Here is a 22,499-nt window from a genome sequence, read left to right on the forward strand (position 1 = left end):
CCCTGATGAGCGACGCAACGCCGATGTCCCCTGCCGAGTTCGAGCAGGCCCTGCGCGCCAAGGGCGCCTTCTACCACATTCATCACCCCTACCACGTGGCGATGTATGAAGGCCGCGCCAGCCGCGAGCAGATCCAGGGCTGGGTGGCCAATCGCTTCTACTACCAGGTCAACATCCCGATGAAGGATGCGGCGATCCTGGCCAACTGCCCAGACCGCGAAGTACGCCGCGAGTGGATCCAGCGCCTGCTCGACCACGACGGCGCCCCGGGTGAAGACGGTGGCATCGAGGCCTGGCTGCGACTAGGCCAGGCGGTCGGGCTCGACCCGGATCAGTTGCGCTCCCAGGAGCTGGTGCTGCCGGGCGTGCGCTTCGCCGTCGACGCCTATGTCAACTTTGCCCGCCGCGCCAGCTGGCAGGAAGCGGCCAGCAGCTCGCTGACCGAGCTGTTCGCCCCGCAGATCCACCAGTCACGGCTGGACAGCTGGCCACAGCACTACCCGTGGATCGATCCTGCCGGCTACGAGTACTTCCGCACGCGCCTGGGCCAGGCGCGCCGCGATGTCGAGCACGGCTTGGCGATCACCTTGCAGCACTACACCACCCGCGAGGGTCAGGAGCGCATGCTGGAGATCCTGCAGTTCAAGCTGGATATCCTCTGGAGCATGCTCGATGCCATGAGCATGGCCTACGAACTGCACCGTCCGCCTTATCACTCCGTCACCCGCGAGCGGGTCTGGCACAAGGGGATTGCCCTATGAGCTTCAATCGCCAACTGGTTCCCAACTGGCGCCCTGGCTATCGTTATCAGTACGAGCCGGCGCAAAAAGGCCATGTACTGCTATACCCCGAGGGCATGATCAAGCTCAACGAAAGCGCCGCGCTGATCGGCGGGCTGATCGATGGCCAGCGGGATGTGGCGGCGATCATCGCCGAGCTTTCGCAGCAGTTCCCCGACGTGCCCGAAGTCGCCGATGACATCGAGCAGTTCATGGAGGTGGCCCGTGCCGAACACTGGATCGTCCTCGCCTGAGGTGCCGGCGAAACCGCCCGTCGGCCTGCCGCTGTGGCTGCTGGCCGAGCTGACCTACCGCTGCCCGCTGCAATGCCCGTACTGCTCCAACCCCCTGGACTTCGCTGCCCAGGGCCAGGAGCTGAGCACCGAGCAGTGGTTCAAGGTGATGGCCGAGGCGCGCGAAATGGGCGCCGCTCAGCTGGGCTTTTCCGGCGGTGAGCCGCTGGTGCGCCAGGATCTGGCCGAACTGATCGGCGAGGCGCGGCGCCTGGGCTACTACACCAACCTGATCACCTCCGGCATCGGCCTGACCGAGCAGCGCATCGCTGACTTCAAGCAAGCCGGGCTGGACCATATCCAGATCAGTTTCCAGGCCAGCGACGAACAGGTGAACAACCTGCTCGCCGGCTCGAAGAAGGCCTTCGCGCAAAAGCTGGAGATGGCCCGGGCAGTCAAAGCCCACGGCTATCCGATGGTGCTCAACTTCGTCACCCATCGGCATAACATCGACAAGATCGACCGCATCATCGAGCTGTGCATCGCCCTGGAGGCCGACTTCGTCGAGCTCGCCACCTGCCAGTTCTACGGCTGGGCCCACCTCAACCGGGTTGGCCTGCTGCCAACGCGCGCACAGCTGGAGCGGGCCGAGCGCATCACCAATCAATACCGCGACCAGCTCAAGGCTGCCGGCAACCCGTGCAAGCTGATCTTCGTCACCCCCGATTACTACGAAGAACGCCCCAAGGGCTGCATGAACGGCTGGGGTAGCATCTTCCTCACCGTCACCCCGGACGGCACCGCCCTGCCCTGTCACGGCGCGCGCCAATTGCCGGTGCAGTTCCCCAACGTGCGCGATCATGACCTCAGGCACATCTGGTACGACTCGTTCGGCTTCAACCGCTTTCGCGGCTACGACTGGATGCCCGAACCGTGCCGCTCGTGCGATGAAAAGGAACAGGACTTCGGCGGCTGCCGCTGCCAGGCCTTCATGCTCACAGGGGATGCCAGCAACGCTGACCCGGTGTGCGCCAAGTCGCCTGATCACGGCATCATCCTCAAGGCACGCGAAGACGCCGAGCATGCCCAATTGGCCATTGAAGAGCTGACTTTCCGCAATGAGCGCAACTCACGTGTCATCGTCCGCGGCTGACTTCAGCGCCGCCCAGGCCGTAGCGGCCGGTACCGATTTCGCTGACCTCAAGGTCGGCGCCGCTGGTTTGTTCTGGAACGAGTTTCGCCCCGCCGATGGCGCGTGCCGGCTATGGCACTGGCGCAATCAACAGGCCCACTGCCTGACTCCAGAGGGTTTCAGCGTGCGCAGCCGGGTCTACGAGTACGGCGGCGGCAGCTTCTGCCTGGGTGGCGATGGGCTGGTGTTCGTCAACGAGGCCGATCAACAGGTCTATACCCAGGCGCTCGATGGCTCGGCGCCCAGAGCACTCACTCAAGCGGCTGACCGTCGCTATGGTGATGTGCTGTGGCGCGATGATCGCCTGCTGGCAGTAGAGGAGTTGTATGCCGCAAGCGTCGAGCATCGCCTGGTCAGCCTCGAAGGCGAAGACCGCGAAGTGTTGGCAGAAGGCGCCGACTTCTACGCCTCGCCGACCTTGAGCGACGACGGCCAGCGCCTGGCCTGGATTGAATGGGATCGCCCCGCGCAGCCCTGGACTCGCACCCGGCTTATGTGCCGTGAGCGCGATAGCCAGGGCGGCTGGGGTTTGACTCGTTGCGTAGCCGGTGATGGCGACCAGGACCAGTCACTGCAGCAACCGCGTTTCGATGGGCAAGGCCGGCTCTATTGCCTGTGCGATCGCAATGGTTTCTGGCAACCCTGGGCTGAGCTCGACGGCCAATGGCAAGCCTTGCCCGCAACGGCTGCCGACCACGCCGCCGCGCCCTGGCAACTGGGCGCCAGCACCTGGATAGCGCTCGGTCCTGAGGCCTACCTGGCTACCTGGTTCGAGGAAGGCTTCGGTCACCTTGGGTTGCGCACAGAGGGCCATCAGGTACAGCGCTACGCCAGCGACTACACACGCTTTCGCAGCCTGGCGATGGATGAGAATTATCTTTATGCCATCGCGGCATCGCCAATCAGCCCGCCTGCGGTCATCGCGATCGAGCGGGCTAGCCAACAGATTCGCGTTCTGGCCGGTGGCGGCCTACCCCTGCCCGCCGAGCGGGTCAGCCGTCCTCAGCCAATCCGCTATCCCAGTGGCGATGGCCAGTCCCATGGATTTTTCTATCCCGCCATGCGTGGCCAAGGCGCCGCGCCGCTGGTGCTGTTCATCCACGGCGGCCCGACCTCAGCGTGCTACCCCGTGCTGGATGCGCGCATCCAGTACTGGACCCAGCGCGGCTTTGCCGTGGCCGACCTCAACTATCGCGGTAGCAGTGGCTATGGGCGGGCGTACCGCCAGGCGCTGCACCTGCGCTGGGGCGAGATCGATGTGGAGGATGCCTGTGCGGCGGTGGCGCACCTTGCAGGGTTAGGCCTGATCGATCCGCACAAGGCGTTCATTCGTGGTGGCAGCGCCGGGGGCTACACGACCTTGTGCGCCCTGGCCTTCCACGATGTATTCCGCGCCGGTGCCAGCCTGTACGGGGTCAGCGATCCCTTGGCATTGGGGCGGGCGACACACAAGTTCGAAGGAGATTATCTGGACTGGCTGATTGGTGACCCTGAAATCGATGCCGAGCGCTACCGGCAACGCACGCCTTTGTTGCATGCCGATCAGATCAAGGCGCCGGTGATCTTCTTCCAGGGCGAGCTGGATGCGGTCGTGGTGCCCGCCCAAACCCGGGATATGTTGACGGCGCTCAAGGCCAATGGGGTTGAGGCTGAAGGGCATTTTTATGCTGGGGAGCGGCATGGGTTTCGTAAGGCCGAGAACCTGGCGCATGCCTTGGAAGAGGAGTGGAAGTTTTATTGCCGGGTGTTGGGCTGGTAGGTGTTGCGGCTGCTGCGCAGCTGCTCGCAGGCAAGCCAGCCCCTACGGGAACCGCACTGTGCCTGCGAAGTCACGCGTGCTGACTCAGCGCTTGGCGATGATGTACACCGCGTGCACGATACCGGGAATGTAGCCCAACAGGGTCAGCAAGATATTCAGCCAGAACGCCCCGGCAAACCCAACCTGAAGGAACACCCCCAGCGGCGGCAGAAGAATCGCGATGATGATGCGAATGAAGTCCATGCAGGTCTCTCCGTGAAAGGGTTTAAACAGAGACTAGCCGCCCTGCCCAGAGGTTCCACACACAATCGACAGGCAAAAAAAACGCCCCGGGCCAAATGAAGCAGGCCAAGGGCGATGCGCAGGAACGCGAGACGGTTCGTTGAAATTCTGTATGCCCGGGTGGCCGGTCAGGCCGGCACCTCGCGGCGGTTATGCTGCTGCGCATGCAGGCGGGCGAAAGCCCGAGCCAGGCGTAGCAGCATCTCGTCAATATTGCCTTTGCTCACGGTTAGCGCCGGAGAGAAGCGCACCACATCCGCCTGCGGCGCATTGAGCAACAAGCCTTCGTGCAGCGCCGCCTCGACCAGCTCCTGAGCCAGGTCTTCTTGCAGCTGCAACGCCCACAGCAAGCCTTGCCCGCGTACCTCGCCCTGGCCATAGCGGCCGGCCAGGCGGCTCAAGCCCTCGCGCAAGTGCCGGCCACTGTCCTGGACGTGCTCGAAGAACCCCGGTTCGAGCACCGTGCGCAATACCGCCAGCCCCGCGGCGCTCATCAGCGCATTGCCATGATGACTGCCTTCCAGCTCGCCAGGTTCGGCGCAGCAGGCAGTGCCCCGGGCCAGCAAGGCCGCCAGCGGCACGCCGCCACCCAGGCCTTTGCCAAGGGTGATGATGTCGGCACGCACGTCGTAGGTTTGCTCGGCCAACAAGGCGCCGCAGCGGCCAATGCCGGTCTGCACTTCGTCGAGGATCAGCAGGATGCCCAGCTCGCGGCACAGCTGCTCGACCCCCTTGAGGTACTCACGGGTGGCTGGGATGACCCCGGCCTCGCCCTGGATCGGCTCCAACATGATCGCCACGGTGCGCGAGTCGACGGCAGCATGCAGCGCTGCCAGGTCGTTGAACGGCACCTTGCTAAAGCCCGGCAGACCGGGTTCGCAGCGGTTGCAAGGCAGCGGGTCGGACGCCGACAGCGCGCCCAGACTGCGACCATGACAGCCCTGGCTGGCAGTGATGATGTGGTAGGCGCCGTTACGATGGAGCTGGCCCCACTTGCGCGCCAGCTTGATCGCACCCTCGCAGGCCTCGGCGCCACTGTTGAGCAAGTACGCCTGATCGCTGCCGGTGCTCTGGCACAGGCGATTGACCAGTTCCAGCAACCCTCGGCTGTGAAAGCCCGCACCGGGGTTGATCAACGCCTGGGCCTGGTTACCCAGTGCCTTGACCAACACGCTGGGGCTATGGCCGAGGCTGTTGACCGCGCAGCCCTGGGTGAAATCCAGATAAGCATGGCCGTCGTCGTCCCACAGCCAGGAACCCTGGCCACGCACGAACACCTGCGGCGCGCGCTCGGCGCTCGGCATCAACCGCTCGCGAGACAACGCTGCCGCCTGCGGCTCGATTGCCGCTGCACGCTTGGGCTCGGCAACGACAGCGGCCGAGCGGCGCAGGTTGAACAGGTTCATCAGGGCTCCAACTCATCACGCAAGATGGCGGTCAAGGTCCGGTCATGTGCCGGAGAGTATTGATCAGGTCAAAACCGATCTTTTAGCCTTGCCTATCAAAAGTGTTTTTCATCAGCGGTAACAATCGATCAAAAGACCGCTGTGTAGCGCTTGAATACGGCGATAGACTAGGGGCTTAGCGGCCAAGCGGCCATTTCATTTTTCCAGCTTTTTCGATAAGTGTTACTTATGGATTTTCGCCAACTGCGCTATTTCGTCGCGGTGTATGAGGAAGGCCACGTAGGCCGTGCCGCCGAGCGCCTGTCGCTGTCGCAACCCGCCCTGTCGCAACAGATCCGGCAGCTGGAACACAGCCTCGACCTGAGCCTGTTCGAGCGCAGTAACAAGCGCCTGTTGCCGACCCTTGCCGCGCACACCCTGTACAACCATGCGCAGCCGCTGCTCGATGGCTTGCAGCGGGCGCATGAGGCCATGCGCAACTTCAAGGGCCAGTCGCTGCGCACCCTGGCCATCGGCGTGCTGCAGACCGTGCGGCCAAGCCTGGTGCCGCAGTTGCTCGAGCGGGTACGCAAGGCCCAGCCGCATTTGGTCGTGCAGATCTATGAACTGTCGGGGCTGGAGATCGAACGGCGGCTGCTCAATGGCAACCTGGACATCGGCATCAGCTACCTGCCGCCACGACAGCCCGGCTTGCATGGTTTGATGCTGTACGAAGATGAGCTGCAGCTGGTCATCCCCAATACCCATCCCTTGAAAGACTTCAAGAAGGTCTCGATCAGACAAGCCGCCGAATTGCCCATGCTGATGCTGGGCGAGGAGTTCCAGATCCGGCAGATCTGGAAAGAACAGTTGGCCAACCAAGGGCGGCGGCCGCAGGTGCAGGCCGAGATGAATAACATGGGCGGGATTCTCGACAGCCTGGCGCACACTTCGCTGGCGACCATTCTGCCGGGGCGGGCCAAGGATGCTGCCGAAGACGATCAGGAGCTGCTGTGGAAGCCGCTGAGCGAGCCACGAGTACCGCTCAAGGTGGGTTTGGTGTTTCGCGATGCCCAGCGCCAGCAGGCGTCTGTGGAGCTGCTGCGCACGCTGCTGGAAGAAGAAACCGACGCCCGTGCGCTGGGCGTTTCGCCATTGGACGTGTTGGGATAAAAACACGCGCACAAAGAAAACCCCGCCGAAGCGGGGTTTTCCAGACTGTTTCCCTGACATCCCTATCGTCCCGCCACCCTGGCAGGAATTCCTACGTGTCCCTGTTCTGTCCTTTGCGCTTCCTACGCTCCGTCCATGTAAGAAAGATTAACCGTGGATCCAATCTTATGAAAGAGGCGAAAAGTCACCACGTTGCGTAAGAGAATGCTTACAAATGTGAGTCATTTATTGTCAGTCCTGGCTTGGGGTCCGCTGCGCCGCTCTAACGGTCGGTGCCGTAACTGTGGGAGCGGGCTTGCCCCGCGAAGGGCCGCACAGCGCTCCCAAAAACAACTAAAACTGCGCAGCATCCAGCAGGTACAGCGACTCACTCCCGGCCTTCACCGAAGCCACCAGCGAATCAACCCGCGGCAGCAATCGGGCAAAGTAGAACCGCGCAGTGCCAAGCTTGGCGCCATAGAACGCTTCATCCCCCTCACCCGCTTTGGCAGCCCGCGCCATCAACGCCCACATGTAGGCGTAAGCGACGTAACCAAAGGCGTGCAGGTACTCCACCGACGCCGAACCAATCTCGTTCGGATTAGCCTTGGCCTGCTCCAGTACCCACTCAGTCAGCCCATCGAGCTTCTCCAAGGCAGCGCCCAACGGCTGAGTGAACTCGCCCAGATCTGCCCCGGCAGTACCGATGAATTGACGAATCTCGTCAGCGAACAGGCGATAGAACGCGCCACCGCTGCCCACCACCTTGCGCCCCATCAGGTCGAGCGCCTGAATGCCATTGGTACCTTCGTAGATCTGCGTGATGCGCACATCGCGCACCAGCTGCTCCTGCCCCCATTCACGGATGTAGCCGTGGCCGCCGAACACCTGCTGGCCGTGCACAGTGCACTCCAGGCCCAGGTCGGTGAGGAAGGCCTTGGCCACCGGGGTCAGCAGCGCAACCAGCTCCTCGCTGCGTTTGCGGGTGACTGGGTCTTCACTGTATTTGGCGCTGTCCAACTGCATCGCGACATAGGTGGAGAACGCTCGGCCACCTTCGATCTGTGCCTTCATGGTCAGCAGCATGCGCCGCACATCCGGATGGACGATGATCGGGTCGGCCACCTTGTCCTTGGCCTGCGGGCCAGTGGGCGAGCGGCTTTGCAGGCGGTCGCGGGCGTACTCGACGGCGTTCTGGTAAGAGCGCTCGGCCGAAGCCAGGCCCTGAATGCCCACACCCAGGCGCTCGTAGTTCATCATGGTGAACATCGCCGCCAGGCCTTTGTTGGGCTCACCCACCAGGTAACCGACCGCCTCGTCGAAGTTCATCACACAGGTAGCCGAGCCCTGGATACCCATCTTGTGCTCGATCGAGCCGCAGGTGGCCGGGTTGCGCGCGCCCAGGCTACCATCCGCATTGACCAGGAACTTCGGCACCAGGAACAGCGAGATGCCCTTGGGCCCAGCCGGGGCATCTGGCAACTTGGCCAGCACCAGGTGAATGATGTTCTCGGTCAGGTCGTGCTCACCGCCGGTGATGAAGATCTTGGTGCCGCTGACCTTGTAGCTGCCGTCGGCCTGGGGCTCGGCCTTGGTGCGGATAATCCCCAGATCGGTGCCCGCATGGGGCTCGGTCAGGCACATGGAGCCGGCCCAAACCCCGGCATACATGCTCGGCAGGTACTGCTCTTTCAGCGCTTCACTGGCGTGAGCATTGATCGACAGGCAAGCGCCAGCCGTCAGCATCGGGTACAAGCCGAAGGCCAGGCTGGAGGCGTTGACCATTTCCTCGACCTGAGCCGAGATCGCCTTGGGCATGCCCATGCCGCCGAACTGCGGGTCGCCGCCAACGCCGACCCAACCGCCTTCAGCGTAGGTCTTGTAGGCATCGATGAAACCGGCTGGAGTGCGCACTGCGCCGTTGTCCCAATGACAGCCCTCTTCATCGCCAGAGCGGCTCAAGGGCGCGATGGACTTGCTGGTGACCTTGCCCGCTTCTTCCAACACGGCCATGGCCGTGTCTTGGTCGACCGCCTCGGCAAGTTCGGGCAGCTGCGACCAGAGCGTGGCCACGTCGAAGACTTCATTGAGAACGAAGCGCATATCGCGCAGGGGCGCTTTATAGTCAGCCATGACAACCTCTCGCTAGTAGGGTCGGGGCGGTCACGCAGGACCGCGGCACTGGGTTGACGGCAGTGTAACCGAACAACTTTTGCGAGACATAGGGTCATCACATGACCCATAAGTCAGCCGTAGTCACGCCATTCGCACGGCCCCGCGCCGCGATTGCTGACCGTACATCATCACGCAATTGCGCCCTGCACCTTTAGCGCTGTAGAGCGCTTCATCCGCCGATTTGAGCACCGCTTCTGGGTTGCGGTGATCGACCAGGCGTTCGGCGACACCAATACTGATGGTCACCGACACCGTGCTGTTGGCCCCACCAGCACGGCGCTGGCGCCCTGCCGAATCATCCTGCGGGCGACTGTTCTGGTCACGCAGCTGGATAGCATAGTTGGCGATCATCTCGCGCACCGCTTCCAGATGCGGCATGCACTCCTCGGCGGTCTTGCCGGCGAACACCAAGGCAAACTCCTCGCCCCCGTAGCGATAAGCCCTACCGCCACCGGTGACTTTCGACAAACGGCTGGCGACCAGGCGCAGCACCTGGTCACCGACATCGTGGCCATGGGTGTCGTTGAATTTCTTGAAGTGGTCGACGTCGGTCATGGCGATCACATAGTTGCGGCCAAGGCGCTGCATCCGCTCGTTCAGGGCGCGACGCCCCGGCAGGCCGGTCAGCTCGTCACGAAAAGCCATCTGGTAGGCCTCGTGGGAAACCGCCGCCGCGATCATCAGCATCACCTGACTGCACATGATGTTCAGGGTGAACGGCAGGATGAAGGTTTTGGGCAGCATCCAGAAAATACCGATCAGACCAATGATCTGCGCCGCATGCAGTGGCCGTGGCTGGCGCAGGTACTGCACCACCAACAAGATGAACACGCCGAAGAACAGTGGGTAGGCCAACTGGATCAGACTCATCCACTGACCATGCAGCGAGGGCCAGCGAATCTCTGCCAGCCAGGCCAGCAGGGCGTCCGGAAAGCTCTGCTCAAGCGCCACCGCTACGCTGCCGACCGCGAACAGCACGGCAAACCGGGCCAGCATGTCCTGGGCCAGATGGGTGCGCTCCTGCCAAGCCGCGAATAAGCCGAACAATGCCGGCAACAGTAGGCACACAAGATGGAAGATGACGGCGGCGTCTTCACGTACCCGACCGTTATCGCGGTAGAAGTCGGTCTGGGTATCGAGCAAGAAGTAGGCGATGTACACCGTGACCATCAGGAACAGTTCCCGCTGGCGGCGGTACACCGCACAGTAGGCACCGCCCAGCAACAGGACCAAGGTGGGCAGAACATTGAACAGCGACGTGAAGAAGACGCTGAGGTCTCGCACGTAAGCCGCCGCGAGCCCCGACACCAGCAACACCAGCGACGGCAGGAAATGGCTCACGCGTACAGCGGATAGTTGAAACAAGGGTAATCTCCGACCCGGCAGATCAATAATGGCATTGTGCCTTTAGTTCATCGGCAGCGCACATGAATAGATGAATACACCGGGTGTTTAACGGCAGATTGGCCCTGCTCCTTGAGGTTTTCTCGTTACCAGATACAACAGCGCCTGTAGGAGCGGGCTTGCCCGCGATAGCGTCAGCAGGTTCAACGATGCTGTCTGGGCAAGCGCCATCGCGGGACGAGCCCGCTCCCACAGGATTTTTGTAGCGCTAAAAGCAAAAAACCGCCTGCCGGTGAGGGCAGGCGGTTTTTCGTACAGCCGCTGGGCTTAGATCGACAGGCCGAAATGCTCTTCGTCCATCGCCATCAGGTTGTCAGCGCCGGACAGCATGGCTGCGACGTGGGTGCGGGTACGTGGCAGGATGCGCTGGAAGTAGAAGCGCGCAGTCTGCAGCTTGGCGGTGTAGAACGCCTCTTCGCTGGTGCCAGCAGCCAGTTTCTCAGCGGCCAGGCGGGCGATGTCGGCCCAGAAGTACGCAAGGCAGGCATAGCCGGAGTACATCAGGTAGTCGACCGAAGCGGCGCCGACTTCCTCACGGTCCTTCATGGCGGCCATGCCGATCTTCATGGTCAGCTCGCCCCATTCCTTGTTGATCGCCGCCAGTGGCTCGACGAACTCCTTGACCGACTCATTGCCTTCCTGAGCCTGGCAGAACTTGTGGACGATCTTGGTGAAGCCCTTGAGCGCTTCGCCTTGAGTCATCAGCACCTTACGCCCGAGCAGGTCCAGGGCCTGGATGCCGGTGGTGCCTTCGTACAGCATCGAGATACGGCTGTCGCGCACGTTCTGCTCCATGCCCCACTCGGCGATGAAGCCATGGCCACCGTAGATCTGCACACCGTGGTTGGCGGCTTCGAAACCGACTTCGGTCATGAACGCCTTGGCGATCGGGGTCAGGAACGCCAGCAGGGCGTCGGCCTTTTTCTTGGCCTCTTCATCCTGGCTGTACTTGACGATATCGACCTGCTGGGCGGTGAAGTAGACCATCGCGCGGTTGCCTTCGGCGAAGGCCTTCATGGTCAGCAGCATACGCCGCACGTCGGGGTGGACGATGATCGGGTCAGCGGCCTTGTCCGGTGCTTTGGGGCCAGTCAGCGAGCGCATTTGCAGGCGATCACGGGCGTACTTCAAGCCACCCTGGAACGCCACTTCAGCGTGGGCCAGGCCTTGCAGCGCGGTACCCAGGCGAGCGGTGTTCATGAAGGTGAACATGCAATTGAGGCCCTTGTTGGCGGGGCCGATCAGGTAGCCGGTGGCGCTGTCGAAGTTCATTACGCAGGTGGCGTTACCGTGGATGCCCATCTTGTGCTCGAGCGAACCACAGCTGACGCCATTGCGCTCGCCCACGCCGCCATCGGCGGTCGGCAGGAACTTGGGCACGATGAACAGCGAGATACCTTTGGTGCCCGCTGGGGCATCGGGCAGGCGAGCCAGGACGATGTGGACGATGTTATCGGCCATGTCGTGCTCGCCAGCGGAAATGAAGATCTTGGTGCCGGACACTTTGTAGGAGCCATCAGCCTGTGGTTCGGCCTTGGTCCGCAGCATGCCCAGGTCGGTGCCGCAGTGCGGCTCGGTCAGGCACATGGTGCCGGTCCATTCGCCAGTCACCAGCTTGGTCAGGTAGGTCTCTTGCTGCTCGGCGGTGCCGTGCTCGGAGATGGTGTTCATGGCGCCGTGCGACAGGCCTGGGTACATGCCCCACGACCAGTTCGACTCACCGACCATCTCGCTCACCGCCAGGCCCAGCGACTCAGGCAAGCCTTGGCCGCCGTGGTCGACGTCATGGGCCAGGCTCGGCCAGCCACCTTCGACGAACTGCTTGTAGGCTTCCTTGAAGCCGGTGGGGGTTTTAACGCCCGACTCGCTCCAGGTGCAGCCTTCCAGGTCACCAACGCGGTTCAGCGGGGCCAGCACCTGCTCACAGAATTTCGCGCCTTCCTCAAGAATCGCGTTGACCATATCGGGCGTGGCGTCCTCGCAACCCGGCAGGCTTTGATAGTGCGCTTCATAGCCGAGCAGCTCGTCGCGAACGAAGCGAATATCACGCAAGGGGGCTTTGTATTCAGGCATTGCGATGAACCTCTTGAGGAGTCCGGTGGGGTGACCGCTGATACCGACCAGCTCTTGGTGGCTTTCGGTCAAACAGTTGTTTGAAACTTACGTTTAGGGGCCGGTAATGTCAAGGAGGGACTATGGTGCCATTTACGTCGCTAAACAGGGCATTTATGCCACGGCCAAACAAACATGGGAGCGGGCTTGGCTCGCGATGACATCCGAGCCTTCGACCACGTGATCAGGGCTGGCGCAATCGCGGGGCAAGCCCGCTCCCACGAGAACGTTTCCCACGAGAAAGTTGTGGTACCTGCAATCAGGCGTAGGTGTCGATGAACCTGCCGAGCATTTCATCGGAAGCCTTGGCGACTTTGACGCCCAGTTCGACTTCGTTTTTGCCCAGCGCCAATTGCACAGTGCTGGTGGCCAGATCCATTTGCTGACTGCGATCGACAGCGCGCAGGCGCTCGGCCTGATAGTCGCTGGACTGGCTGGTGGCGTTGCGCTCAACGCTTTGGTTGGCGATTTGGCTGGCGGCCTGATCGACGCGGTTCTGCCCGGCCTGGATGGCGCCGAGACCCGCGTAGTAGGCAGAGCTACCGGTGATTTCCATGTCAAAACTCCAATGACGCTGGATAACGAACAGGCTTCATTAAAGCAGCCCTAGGGCGAAAAGGCCCGTTTAAATCCCTAATAGCCTAGTGCCAGCTGATAGACCCGAGGCATATCCGCCAAACTCCGCAGCCTAGCCTTGCCCAAGCTAATCCAGCAAATCCAACTGCAGGTATTCAGCCACCGCAGCACCACTGGCCTGCTTAAGCTTGGGCACCCGCCCCAGACAAGGCGCCGGCAACCGCTCGGCCAGGCTGGCAAGATTCTCTTCCAAGCGTGAAGTCCGCGGCTCGATGATGTTGGCCACCCACCCGGCCAGTTGCAGCCCATCCCGAGCAATCGCCTCGGCACTGAGCAGCGCATGGTTGATGCAGCCCAAACGCACCCCCACCACCAAAATCACTGGCAGCTTCAGGGCAATCGCCAGGTCGGACAGATTGGCGTGATCAGACAATGGCACTCGCCAGCCGCCCGCGCCCTCGATCAGGGTGAAGTCTGCACCCTGCTTGAGCACCGTTTGCATAGGCGCTAGCAGCGCAGGTACGCCAAGCGCGATTCCAGCTTCCCGTGCCGCCAGGTGAGGAGCAATGGCCGGCTCGAAAGCAAACGGGTTGACCAGCTCATAGGCCAGCTTGAACGTGCTTTCGTCGATCAGCGCCTGCGCATCGGCATTGCGCAACCCCTTGGCAGTCACCGCACACCCGGACGCCACCGGCTTGGCACCCAGGGTACTCAGCCCTTGCAACCGAGCCGCATGCAAAAGGCCGGCGGCGATGGTGGTCTTGCCGACGTCGGTGTCGGTTCCGGCAATGAAATAGGCCTTGCTCATGTCACTCCCCAGGCTGCAATGGCTTGCGCAGCACACCATAAACCACTTGATAGGTGGCAGGCAGGCCCTGTGCCTGGCGGAACTGCTCGTAGGCCTGCAACAAACCCTGCATGCGCGCCCGCCCAGTCAATCCCGAGGGGCGGCCAGGGTTGAGATTGTGCGCGCCGAGGGCTTTGAGCTCATGGGTCAAACTGCGTACATCCGGGTAATGCAGGACATGGGCGCGGCGCTCAAGGCCAAGCAGGTGCAGGCCACTCTCGCCGCACAAGCGCTGGTAGTCCTCAAAATGGCGGAAGCGGTTGACGTGGACCATGCCATCGACGGCCTGCCAGCTGGTGCGCAGCTCCTCCAGGGTGCCCACGCATAGACTGCTGAACGCCAGCACACCGCCTGGGCGCAATACCCGCTGCGCTTCGCTGAGCACACTGGAGAACTGGCTGCACCACTGCACCGCCAGGCTGGTGAACACCAGGTCGACGCTTTCTGCCTGCAAGGGCAGGCGCTCGGCATCGCCGGCTACATGAAAATGAGCACCACCGTGGCCGCGCGCGTGGCCAAGCATGCCTTCGGCGATGTCCACCGCTACCCCCAGTGCTGCGGCAAAACGCTCGGCCAGGGCGCGGCTGAAGTAGCCGGTGCCGCTGCCCAGGTCGAGCCAGCTCGACGGCGTCAGATCAGCAGGCAGCTGTTCGAGCAACGCCTCGCCGACCGCCCGCTGCAACGCGGCGACACTGTCATAGCTGGCTGCCGCCTTGGAAAACGATGCCGCCACCTGGCGCTTGTCGGGCAAGCTGCCGGGCAGGCTTGGCTGGGAAAGATCAGTCATCACCACTCTCATGCAAAAAACTCTTGATGCCCGCCGCAAGCTCCTGCGGGTATTCCAGCAGGAAGGCGTGGGAGCTTTCTTCGACCAACCCCACCTCGACATCCGGCAACAACTCGCTCAAGGCTTTGGCCGCCTCTGCCGGCACTAGCGCATCGCTCCCGGCGAACAGGTGCAGCTGTGGGCCGGCGTACTGCTCCAGGGCCGCACGGGTATCGAGCTTGGTCAACACCTCAAGGCCGCTGGCCAGGTACAGCGGGTCGGTGTCCGGCACTCCGACGCCGAGTTGGCGCAACAGGGTGCGCGGCATCTGCGCTCCCTCACTGCACAGGCTGCGAAAGCGTTTCAGGGTCACCTGGTGATGGCTGCGGCAGCCATCGAGAAAAGTACCGAAGGTGTCTGGCGCCATGCCGTGGGGCCAGTCCGCTCGGCTGATGAAGCTGGGGTTGCTGGCCAGGGTCAGCAACCCGCAGCAGTGGTCGCCGCGCTTGTGCGCCAGCTCGCTGGCGAGCATGCCGCCGAGCGACCAGCCGCCCAGCCAGGTGTCAGTGGGCAGTTTGCGGTCCAGGTAGTCGATCCACGCCTGCACATCGCCCTCGGGCAACTCCGGCAACGGCATCAACTCGACCTGTAGGCGTGAGTCTTGGGCGCGCAGGCTGGCAGCCAGCGGCTCCAGTGCAGCAGTGCCCAGGCCCCAGCCGGGCAAGAGGATCAGTCGGTTACGCATCGGCGGACTCCAGCTGTGGATAACACTCGGCCAATGCATTCAACAATAGCTGGACCTGGGCCTCACTGTGCGCGGCGCTCAAGGTAACGCGCAGACGCGCGCTGCCGGCCGGCACGGTCGGCGGACGAATGGCCGTCACCAGCAACCCGCGCTCACGCAGCATGCGCGACAGGCGCAAGGCCCGCGCGCTGTCGCCAATCAGGATCGGCTGGATCGGGGTGGGGCTGTCCATCAGTTGCAGGCCGATCTGCTCGGCGCCTTGACGGAACTGGCGGATCAGCGCAGCCAGATGCTCCCGGCGCCAGCTTTCGCGGCGCAGCAACTCCAGGCTCTTGAGCGTGGCGCAGGCCAGGGCGGGCGGTTGGCTGGTGGTATAGATGTAGGGTCGGGCGAACTGCACCAGCGCCTCGACCAGTTCTTCACTGCCAGCGACAAAAGCCCCAGCCGTGCCGCAGGCCTTGCCCAGGGTTCCGATCAGCACCGGCACGTCGTCCAGGCCCAGACCGAAGTGCTCGACGATGCCGGCACCGGTGGCGCCCAGCGTGCCCAGGCCATGGGCATCATCGACCATCAACCAGGCGCCGCGCGCCCGAGCGGTCTCGGCCAGTGCAGGCAGGTCGGCGAGGTCGCCATCCATGCTGAACACGCCATCGGTGACCACCAGGGTGCTGCCGGTCGCTTTGTCCAGGCGCTTGGCCAGGCTGTCAGGGTCGTTGTGCAGATAGCGATTGAAGCGCGCCCCACTGAGCAGCCCGCCATCGAGCAGCGAGGCGTGGTTGAGGCGGTCTTGCAAAATGGTATCGCCCTGCCCTACCAGCGCGGTAATCGCACCGAGGTTGGCCATGTAGCCGGTGGAAAACAGCAGCGCGCGCGGGCGCCCGGTGAGTTCGGCCAAGGCTTCTTCGAGCTGGTGGTGCGGGGTACTGTGGCCAATGACCAAGTGCGAAGCACCGCCGCCGACACCCCAGCGCTCGGCACCGGCGCGCCAGGCGGCGATCACCTCCGGGTGATTGGCCAGGCCCAGGTAGTCATTGTTACAGAAGGCCAGCAGCGGTTGGCCATCGACCACCACCTCCGGCCCCTGCGGGCTTTGCAGCAGCGGGCGTTGCCGATACAGGTCGGCGGCGCGCCGTTCGGCCAGGCGCGCCGTCAGGTCGAAGGCCATGTTCAGGCAGACGCTGCGTCGTAGAACATCTCGCTGCTGCGCTGCTCGACCAGGGCCTGTTCGATGGCCGCCTGGTGCACTTCGTCGGCGTGCTCTTCGCGCGCTTCGGGCTTGATCCCCAGGCGGGCGAACAGTTGCATGTCTTTGTCGGCCTGCGGGTTGGCAGTGGTCAACAGCTTCTCGCCATAGAAGATCGAGTTGGCACCCGCCATGAAGGCCAGGGCCTGCATCTGCTCGTTCATCTGCTCGCGGCCAGCCGACAGACGCACATGGGATTTAGGCATGAGGATGCGCGCCACCGCCAGCATGCGGATGAAGTCGAACGGGTCGACATCTTCTTCTTCGGCCAGCGGGGTCCCGGCGACTTTGACCAGCATGTTGATCGGCACCGACTCCGGGTGCTCTGGCAGGTTGGCCAGCTGGATCAGCAGGCCGGCGCGATCGTCGAGCGACTCGCCCATGCCGAGGATGCCGCCCGAGCAGATCTTCATCCCGGCGTCACGCACGTAGGCCAAAGTCTGCAAGCGCTCGCTGTAGGTACGGGTGGTGATGATGCTGGTGTAGAACTCAGGCGAAGTGTCGAGGTTGTGGTTGTAGTAGTCCAGGCCCGCCTGGGCCAGCGCTGCGGTCTGCTCCTGATCGAGGCGACCGAGGGTCATGCAGGTTTCCAGGCCCATGGCCTTGACCCCTTTGACCATCTCCAGCACATACGGCATGTCCTTGGCCGACGGATGCTTCCAGGCCGCGCCCATGCAGAAGCGGGTCGAGCCGATAGCTTTGGCGCGGGCGGCCTCCTCCAGCACCTTCTGCACTTCCATCAGCTTCTGTTTTTCCAGGCCGGTGTTGTAGTGACCGGACTGCGGACAATATTTGCAATCTTCCGGGCAGGCGCCGGTTTTGATCGACAGCAACGTCGAGACTTGCACGCGGTTTGGGTCGAAGTGCGCGCGGTGTACGGTCTGCGCCTGGAACAGCAGGTCATTGAACGGTTGCTGGAACAGTGCCTTCACTTCGGCCAAGGCCCAGTCGTGACGTGTTGTTGCAGTTGTGCTGGCGCTCATCGGCGTTTCCTTATCTAGGCTCTGACTGGCGCGGGGACAGCAAAGCCGCCAGCGCATCACGGATAGCGGCAATAGTTACGGAAGGCCTATGGACTGTCAACCACTCATGAGGCAGCTGGTTTACAAGTGTACAAATATTGATCATAGCTGTTTGCTGTGCGATGAACCGGCGCATCAAGCCTATCCGCTGTGCACCAGCTGCGAGCGCGAGCTGCCTTGGTTGGAGGAACAGTGTCTGCGCTGCGCCTTGCCGCTAGCGATGGCGGACTTGACCTGCGCCCAGTGCAGCCGGCGCGCGCCCGCCTTTAGCCAAGTCGTGGCGCCTTGGCACTTCGGCTTTCCGATCGACACGCTGATCAGCCGATTCAAGCACCGCAGCCAATGGCCACTGGGGCGACTAATGGCGCAACTGCTGGGGCATGAGCTACAGCATCGCTACGCCGAAGGGTTGGCGAAGCCTGACCAATTGTTGCCCGTACCACTTGCCGCACGTCGACTGCGCCAGCGGGGGTTCAATCAGGCGGGGATGTTGGCGCGCTGGCTGTCGAAGCAGTTGGGTATCCCTTGCGATGAACGACTCCTGCAACGAACGCGGGATACTCCAGCGCAACAGCTACTCAGCGCGCGCGTGCGCCGGCGCAATCTGCGCCAGGCGTTCTGCCTGGCAGCAAAGGCAGACGTCGAAGGCCAACACCTGGCGGTGATCGATGATGTGTTGACCACCGGCGCCACCGCCCAAGCGCTGGCCCAGCTATTGCGCCAGGCCGGAGCGCGGCAGGTGGATATCTACTGCTTGGCGCGTACTCCCAAACCTGGCCAGGCTTGACTCGGCAAGGCGTGGGCGGCAACGTCGCAGCAACTTTGTGTACCTCTGGCAGCCCCCATGTCTTTACCCACCGTGCTCACCCAACACATCGCCCGTCGGCCGCAACGTATCGCGCTGTTGCAGCATGTCGCCGAACAGGGCTCGATCACTCGCGCGGCCAAGGCCGCTGGGATCAGCTACAAGGCGGCCTGGGATGCCATCGACGAGCTCAATAACCTCGCCAGTCGGCCACTGGTCGAACGCAGCACGGGCGGACGCGGCGGTGGCGGCGCTCGGTTGTCCGAGGAAGGCGAGCGGGTGCTGCGCTTGTACCAACGCCTGCAAGGCTTGCAGTCGCAAATCCTGGAAGCGGCCGAACAAACCAGCGACCTCGACTTGCTTGGCCGGCTGATGCTGCGCACCAGTGCGCGCAATCAGTTGCAAGGCGAAGTCAGCGGGTTACGCCGAGAAGGCCGGCACGATCGCGTCAGCCTGGCCTTGGGCGGCGGGCTGGAGATCGAGGCATTGATTACCCGCGACAGCACTGAGCGCCTGGAATTGGCCTTGGGCAGCATGGTGGTGGCGTTGCTCAAGGCCGGTTGGGTGCAGCTGCTTGGCGATGAAGAACCGCCGGAGCCAGGGAGTAATTGCCTGCGCGCCAGGATTGAGGAAGTGCTGGTCGACGAGGGCGGCAGCAGTGAAGTGCGCTTGGCATTGGGCAATGGGCAGACGCTGTGTGCGTTTGCTGAGGCTGATTGGCTGCAGCAGCGCAAGGTTGGGCCGGGCAGTGAGCTGCAGGTGCAGTTTCATCCCTCCTTCGTTTTGCTCGGAGTGCCGGTGTAGCCTGGCCGGGCGCTGCGCGCCCGGTTCGCGGGGCAAGCCCGCTCCTACACTCTACACAGCAGCGTGGGAGCGGGTTTGCCCCGCGATGGGGCCGGCGCTGATTACCCATGTGTCGCAGGTGAATGCGATACCATGGTCGCCACGACGCCGCCCCTCTGGAGCTCCAATGTCCCACCCTTTCGACACCCTCACCCCCGACCTGGTCCTGGATGCCGTAGAGAGCCTCGGTTTTCTCAGCGACGCGCGGGTACTGGCGCTCAACAGCTACGAGAACCGTGTCTATCAGGTGGGTATCGAAGACCAGCAGCCGCTGATCGCCAAGTTCTACCGCCCAGGGCGCTGGAGCGATGCGCAGATTCATGAGGAGCACAGCTTCACCGCGGAACTGGCCGATTGCGAAGTGCCTGTGGTCGCCCCCATCGAGCACGATGGCCGTAGCCTGTTCGAGCACGGTGGTTTTCGCTTTGCACTGTTCCCGCGGCGTGGCGGCCATGCCCCGGAGCCGGGCAATCTCGACCAACTCTATCGCCTCGGGCAGTTGCTCGGCCGCTTGCACAAGGTTGGCGCCACCCGGCCCTTCGAGCACCGCGAAACCCTGGCTGTGGACAACTTCGGCCATGCCTCGCTGAACACCCTGCTCGAAGGCAACTTCGTCCCCAAGGAACTGCTGCCCGCCTTCGAATCGGTCGCCCGCGACCTGCTCAAGCGCGTCGAAGCGATCTACGCGCGTACTCCCCATCAGCTGATCCGCCTGCATGGAGACTGCCACCCAGGCAACCTGATGCACCGCGACGAGGCCTACCATGTAGTCGATCTGGACGACTGCCGCATGGGCCCCGCCGTGCAAGATCTGTGGATGATGCTCGCCGGCAGCCGCGAGGAGCGCCTGGGGCAGTTGGCCGAGCTGATCGACGGCTACAACGAATTCCACGACTTCGACCCCCGCGAACTGCCGCTGATCGAACCGCTGCGCGCCCTGCGCCAACTACACCACAGTGCGTGGCTGGCACGGCGCTGGGACGACCCGGCGTTCCCACGCAGCTTCCCTTGGTTTGGCCAGCCGCGTTATTGGGGCGATCAGATTCTGGCCTTGCGTGAGCAGATCGCCGCCCTGGATGAACAACCACTGAAATTGTTCTAGAACCCTGCGAGGGTCTGTCTACAATAGGCGTCGCTTTATTTAGCTACCTAAGCAAGGATTCTGCATGCACGCCGCCAACCCGCGCCGCGGGTACATCCTGGGCCTCACCGCCTACATCATCTGGGGGCTGTTCCCCCTGTACTTCAAAGCTATCCAGAGCGTGCCGGCGGTCGAGATCATCGTCCACCGCGTGCTCTGGTCGGCGCTGTTCGGCTCGCTGTTGCTACTGGTGTGGAAACATCCAGGCTGGTGGCGCGAGCTGCGCGACAACCCCCGCCGGCTGGCGATCCTGGCGCTCAGCGGCGCGTTGATCGCCGGTAACTGGCTGACCTACGTCTGGTCGGTGAACAACGGCCGCATGCTCGAAGCCAGCCTGGGTTATTACATCAACCCGCTGGTCAACGTATTGCTCGGCATGCTGCTCCTGGGCGAGCGCCTGCGCCGCCTGCAATGGCTGGCGGTTGGGCTGGCTGCGGTGGGGGTGGCGCAGCAGGTATGGCAGGTCGGTAGCCTGCCGTGGGTGTCGCTGGTTCTGGCGCTGTCGTTCGGTTTCTATGGCCTGATCCGCAAGCAGGCGCCGGTAGCGGCGCTGCCTGGCCTGGTGGTGGAAACCTGGATGCTGGTGCCGTTGGCGATTGGCTGGCTGCTCCTGCACCCGGCTGCGAGCAGTGTGCAAGGCGACTTCTTCAGCACCAGCCAAGCGCTCTGGTTGATTGCCGCAGGCCCGGTGACGCTGGTGCCGCTGGTGTGCTTCAACGCTGCAGCCCGCCATCTGCCGTACACCACCTTGGGCTTCCTGCAGTATCTGGCGCCGACCCTGGTGTTACTACAGGCAGTACTGCTGTTCGATGAGCATTTGTCGTCGAGCAGCTTGCTGGCGTTCGTATTTATTTGGGCAGGGTTGGCGCTGTACAGCGTTGATGCCTGGCTGTCGCTGCGCAAACGCAGCTGATCAATTATTGATCGAATCTCTGTAGGCCAGGTTTGGCGTGGCCTACAGAGACATCTCCAGAGGTTATCCACACTCTCGTCCCCGTGGTTTGTGCACAAGCGTCTGATTTCTGGATGTTTTTTGTGCAGATGGCTGGAGGCTGCGACGCTCGTGGGCTGGCGGGGTGAACCCCCAGGTTATCCACAGGGCCGTCCCCTTAAATCAGGGATAACCTCTGATCGCCGAGGCCGCTTAGCAGCGACCCCAATGAGCACTAATCCTCAGGCCGCAGCTCAAGCTCCACCATCAAGTCATCCGCCAGCGCCTCCAAGCGACCCTGCAAATCATCCAGGGACAAGGTCAATGGCAACGCCAGCAACGCATCGGCATGAAACAACGGCTCGCTACTCATCGGCGCTGGTCGCACTTCAGTGGTGAAACGCTCCAGGTTCACCCCAAGCTCGGCCAGCAATCGGGTAATGTCACGCACGATCCCAGGCCGATCATTACCCACCAACTCCATGGCAATCGGCTTCCAGGTGCACGATGGCTCGATGCCGCTCTCGGCAATCAGCACGCGAATGTCGTACTTGCCCAGCGCTTGCAGCGACTCGACCAACTCGTCGTAGGATTCTGCCGGCACCGCCACGCGCAGAATGCCGGCGAATTGCCCTGCCATGCGCGACATGCGACTCTCCAACCAGTTGCCATTATGTTCGGCGATGCACTGGGCGATGCGCTCGACCTGCCCAGCCTTGTCGGGGGCGATCACTGTCAATACGAGGTGGTCCACTGCGCGTTCCTCTGCTGAATGCCACGCCGCGCGCGGCGTGAAACCTGGGGATCGAATCAGTATAGGCAAGGCGCGGCAACCTGCCGCAGGGCAATACGCATGACCAATCGTGTACTGTTTCAAGATTTATCTGGAACAATCTACCGATAATTTGCGAACATACAGGCTCCCAGCGTGACCCTATGCGACCAATTGGTCGCGCAGCGACGCTTTTGGTCTGATGTTCACTCGCCTGCTGCTTCATGTAGTATGCCCCGACGCGGACTACAAAACGTCGTTTGGATGTCTGCCATGGCGCCTGTGAAAATACGCAAATTGCCCGCCGGCTGGTCTGGCAGGCCGCACCCAGCCGC

Annotated in this window: 21 protein-coding genes; 9 read left to right on the forward strand and 12 right to left on the reverse strand. The window is 62.8% G+C overall.

The annotated features are described in order from the left end of the window. The first annotated feature begins 5 nt into the window (after positions 1-5). From pqqC to ACF8K2_RS04665, 4 genes are read left to right on the forward strand one after another with little or no spacing between them, the layout of a single operon-like run. Entirely contained in the window at positions 6-761 is a 756-nt protein-coding gene (gene pqqC, locus ACF8K2_RS04650) for a pyrroloquinoline-quinone synthase PqqC (protein WP_186552703.1), read from the forward strand. After that, the gene (gene pqqD, locus ACF8K2_RS04655) at positions 758-1,033 is read left to right on the forward strand and encodes a pyrroloquinoline quinone biosynthesis peptide chaperone PqqD (protein WP_186552704.1); all 276 of its coding nucleotides are present in this window, start codon (positions 758-760) and stop codon (positions 1,031-1,033) included. The genes pqqC and pqqD overlap by 4 nt, the downstream gene beginning before the upstream one ends. Continuing rightward, the gene (gene pqqE, locus ACF8K2_RS04660; protein WP_392463685.1) at positions 1,005-2,165 is read left to right on the forward strand and encodes a pyrroloquinoline quinone biosynthesis protein PqqE; all 1,161 of its coding nucleotides are present in this window, start codon (positions 1,005-1,007) and stop codon (positions 2,163-2,165) included. The genes pqqD and pqqE overlap by 29 nt, the downstream gene beginning before the upstream one ends. Beyond that, complete coding sequence (locus ACF8K2_RS04665) at positions 2,131-3,963, forward strand: prolyl oligopeptidase family serine peptidase (protein ID WP_392463686.1); 1,833 nt, start codon at positions 2,131-2,133, stop codon at positions 3,961-3,963. Before pqqE ends, ACF8K2_RS04665 begins: the two co-directional genes overlap by 35 nt. A gap of 84 nt (positions 3,964-4,047) precedes the next feature. Here ACF8K2_RS04665 and ACF8K2_RS04670 read toward each other — a convergent pair whose 3' ends face one another. Then, positions 4,048-4,206, reverse strand: a complete 159-nt coding sequence (locus ACF8K2_RS04670) for a YqaE/Pmp3 family membrane protein (RefSeq protein ID WP_033727371.1) — start codon at positions 4,204-4,206, stop codon at positions 4,048-4,050. 167 nt (positions 4,207-4,373) lie between these two features. Next, complete coding sequence (locus ACF8K2_RS04675) at positions 4,374-5,651, reverse strand: aspartate aminotransferase family protein (protein ID WP_392463687.1); 1,278 nt, start codon at positions 5,649-5,651, stop codon at positions 4,374-4,376. Positions 5,652-5,879: 228 nt separating this feature from the next. Between ACF8K2_RS04675 and ACF8K2_RS04680 the strand changes: the two genes are divergently transcribed. Then, positions 5,880-6,803, forward strand: a complete 924-nt coding sequence (locus ACF8K2_RS04680; RefSeq protein WP_264235332.1) for a LysR family transcriptional regulator — start codon at positions 5,880-5,882, stop codon at positions 6,801-6,803. A 333-nt stretch (positions 6,804-7,136) separates the two neighbouring features. On the opposite strand, the gene ACF8K2_RS04685 is transcribed toward ACF8K2_RS04680, so the two are convergent. From ACF8K2_RS04685 to bioB, 9 genes are all read right to left on the reverse strand, one after another. Next, complete coding sequence (locus tag ACF8K2_RS04685) at positions 7,137-8,915, reverse strand: acyl-CoA dehydrogenase C-terminal domain-containing protein (RefSeq protein ID WP_392463689.1); 1,779 nt, start codon at positions 8,913-8,915, stop codon at positions 7,137-7,139. A gap of 123 nt (positions 8,916-9,038) precedes the next feature. Continuing rightward, positions 9,039-10,322 carry a diguanylate cyclase gene (locus tag ACF8K2_RS04690; RefSeq protein ID WP_392463690.1) on the reverse strand — a complete coding sequence of 428 codons (1,284 nt, stop codon included), beginning with the start codon at positions 10,320-10,322 and terminating at the stop codon, positions 9,039-9,041. Between the two features lie 306 nt (positions 10,323-10,628). Then, a complete protein-coding gene (locus ACF8K2_RS04695) occupies positions 10,629-12,434 on the reverse strand; it encodes a phenylacyl-CoA dehydrogenase (RefSeq protein WP_392463691.1) in 1,806 nt (601 codons plus the stop codon). Positions 12,435-12,732: 298 nt separating this feature from the next. Further along, on the reverse strand, positions 12,733-13,029 hold the full coding sequence (locus ACF8K2_RS04700) for a pyrroloquinoline quinone biosynthesis protein PqqE (RefSeq protein WP_186552712.1): 297 nt from the start codon (positions 13,027-13,029) through the stop codon (positions 12,733-12,735). Positions 13,030-13,176: 147 nt separating this feature from the next. Then, positions 13,177-13,857, reverse strand: a complete 681-nt coding sequence (bioD, locus tag ACF8K2_RS04705) for a dethiobiotin synthase (RefSeq protein WP_264235329.1) — start codon at positions 13,855-13,857, stop codon at positions 13,177-13,179. A gap of 1 nt (position 13,858) precedes the next feature. Beyond that, positions 13,859-14,683 (reverse strand): malonyl-ACP O-methyltransferase BioC, encoded by an 825-nt coding sequence (gene bioC, locus ACF8K2_RS04710; protein ID WP_392463692.1) that lies wholly within the window; start codon positions 14,681-14,683, stop codon positions 13,859-13,861. Then, on the reverse strand, positions 14,676-15,407 hold the full coding sequence (locus ACF8K2_RS04715; RefSeq protein WP_392463693.1) for an alpha/beta fold hydrolase: 732 nt from the start codon (positions 15,405-15,407) through the stop codon (positions 14,676-14,678). Before ACF8K2_RS04715 ends, bioC begins: the two co-directional genes overlap by 8 nt. After that, positions 15,400-16,572 carry an 8-amino-7-oxononanoate synthase gene (gene bioF / locus ACF8K2_RS04720; protein ID WP_392463694.1) on the reverse strand — a complete coding sequence of 391 codons (1,173 nt, stop codon included), beginning with the start codon at positions 16,570-16,572 and terminating at the stop codon, positions 15,400-15,402. Before bioF ends, ACF8K2_RS04715 begins: the two co-directional genes overlap by 8 nt. 2 nt (positions 16,573-16,574) lie before the next feature. Further along, a complete protein-coding gene (gene bioB, locus ACF8K2_RS04725) occupies positions 16,575-17,633 on the reverse strand; it encodes a biotin synthase BioB (protein ID WP_186552717.1) in 1,059 nt (352 codons plus the stop codon). 88 nt (positions 17,634-17,721) lie between these two features. Between bioB and ACF8K2_RS04730 the strand changes: the two genes are divergently transcribed. The 4 genes from ACF8K2_RS04730 to rarD all read left to right on the forward strand — a co-directional run bounded on the left by ACF8K2_RS04730 (position 17,722) and on the right by rarD (position 21,374). Then, positions 17,722-18,459: a phosphoribosyltransferase family protein gene (locus ACF8K2_RS04730; RefSeq protein ID WP_392463695.1), complete on the forward strand. Its 738-nt coding sequence runs from the start codon at positions 17,722-17,724 to the stop codon at positions 18,457-18,459. A 57-nt stretch (positions 18,460-18,516) separates the two neighbouring features. After that, positions 18,517-19,281, forward strand: a complete 765-nt coding sequence (locus ACF8K2_RS04735; RefSeq protein WP_392463696.1) for a TOBE domain-containing protein — start codon at positions 18,517-18,519, stop codon at positions 19,279-19,281. A 166-nt stretch (positions 19,282-19,447) separates the two neighbouring features. Next, a complete protein-coding gene (locus tag ACF8K2_RS04740; RefSeq protein ID WP_186552720.1) occupies positions 19,448-20,422 on the forward strand; it encodes a serine/threonine protein kinase in 975 nt (324 codons plus the stop codon). Between the two features lie 64 nt (positions 20,423-20,486). Then, positions 20,487-21,374, forward strand: coding sequence for an EamA family transporter RarD (gene rarD, locus ACF8K2_RS04745; RefSeq protein ID WP_186552721.1), 888 nt, complete (start codon positions 20,487-20,489; stop codon positions 21,372-21,374). 253 nt (positions 21,375-21,627) lie between these two features. On the opposite strand, the gene ACF8K2_RS04750 is transcribed toward rarD, so the two are convergent. Then, the gene (locus ACF8K2_RS04750) at positions 21,628-22,146 is read right to left on the reverse strand and encodes a glycine cleavage system protein R (RefSeq protein WP_392463697.1); all 519 of its coding nucleotides are present in this window, start codon (positions 22,144-22,146) and stop codon (positions 21,628-21,630) included. Positions 22,147-22,499: the final 353 nt, after the last annotated feature.

This window comes from Pseudomonas sp. xss_2 (assembly GCF_043104195.1).
Taxonomy (GTDB): domain Bacteria; phylum Pseudomonadota; class Gammaproteobacteria; order Pseudomonadales; family Pseudomonadaceae; genus Aquipseudomonas; species Aquipseudomonas urmiensis.

Excerpts from the sequence above, each read along its gene's own strand:
- ACF8K2_RS04685 (WP_392463689.1), bottom strand. The coding sequence starts at position 8,915 with ATGGCTGACTATAAAGCGCCCCTGCGCGATATGCGCTTCGTTCTCAAT.
- ACF8K2_RS04670 (WP_033727371.1), bottom strand. The coding sequence starts at position 4,206 with ATGGACTTCATTCGCATCATCATCGCGATTCTTCTGCCGCCGCTGGGG.
- ACF8K2_RS04715 (WP_392463693.1), bottom strand. The coding sequence starts at position 15,407 with ATGCGTAACCGACTGATCCTCTTGCCCGGCTGGGGCCTGGGCACTGCT.
- bioC (WP_392463692.1), bottom strand. The coding sequence starts at position 14,683 with ATGACTGATCTTTCCCAGCCAAGCCTGCCCGGCAGCTTGCCCGACAAG.
- ACF8K2_RS04665 (WP_392463686.1), top strand. The coding sequence starts at position 2,131 with ATGAGCGCAACTCACGTGTCATCGTCCGCGGCTGACTTCAGCGCCGCC.
- ACF8K2_RS04730 (WP_392463695.1), top strand. The coding sequence starts at position 17,722 with ATGGACTGTCAACCACTCATGAGGCAGCTGGTTTACAAGTGTACAAAT.
- ACF8K2_RS04740 (WP_186552720.1), top strand. The coding sequence starts at position 19,448 with ATGTCCCACCCTTTCGACACCCTCACCCCCGACCTGGTCCTGGATGCC.
- pqqD (WP_186552704.1), top strand. The coding sequence starts at position 758 with ATGAGCTTCAATCGCCAACTGGTTCCCAACTGGCGCCCTGGCTATCGT.
- ACF8K2_RS04680 (WP_264235332.1), top strand. The coding sequence starts at position 5,880 with ATGGATTTTCGCCAACTGCGCTATTTCGTCGCGGTGTATGAGGAAGGC.
- ACF8K2_RS04695 (WP_392463691.1), bottom strand. The coding sequence starts at position 12,434 with ATGCCTGAATACAAAGCCCCCTTGCGTGATATTCGCTTCGTTCGCGAC.
- ACF8K2_RS04700 (WP_186552712.1), bottom strand. The coding sequence starts at position 13,029 with ATGGAAATCACCGGTAGCTCTGCCTACTACGCGGGTCTCGGCGCCATC.
- pqqC (WP_186552703.1), top strand. The coding sequence starts at position 6 with ATGAGCGACGCAACGCCGATGTCCCCTGCCGAGTTCGAGCAGGCCCTG.
- ACF8K2_RS04735 (WP_392463696.1), top strand. The coding sequence starts at position 18,517 with ATGTCTTTACCCACCGTGCTCACCCAACACATCGCCCGTCGGCCGCAA.
- bioB (WP_186552717.1), bottom strand. The coding sequence starts at position 17,633 with ATGAGCGCCAGCACAACTGCAACAACACGTCACGACTGGGCCTTGGCC.
- ACF8K2_RS04675 (WP_392463687.1), bottom strand. The coding sequence starts at position 5,651 with ATGAACCTGTTCAACCTGCGCCGCTCGGCCGCTGTCGTTGCCGAGCCC.
- rarD (WP_186552721.1), top strand. The coding sequence starts at position 20,487 with ATGCACGCCGCCAACCCGCGCCGCGGGTACATCCTGGGCCTCACCGCC.
- bioF (WP_392463694.1), bottom strand. The coding sequence starts at position 16,572 with ATGGCCTTCGACCTGACGGCGCGCCTGGCCGAACGGCGCGCCGCCGAC.
- bioD (WP_264235329.1), bottom strand. The coding sequence starts at position 13,857 with ATGAGCAAGGCCTATTTCATTGCCGGAACCGACACCGACGTCGGCAAG.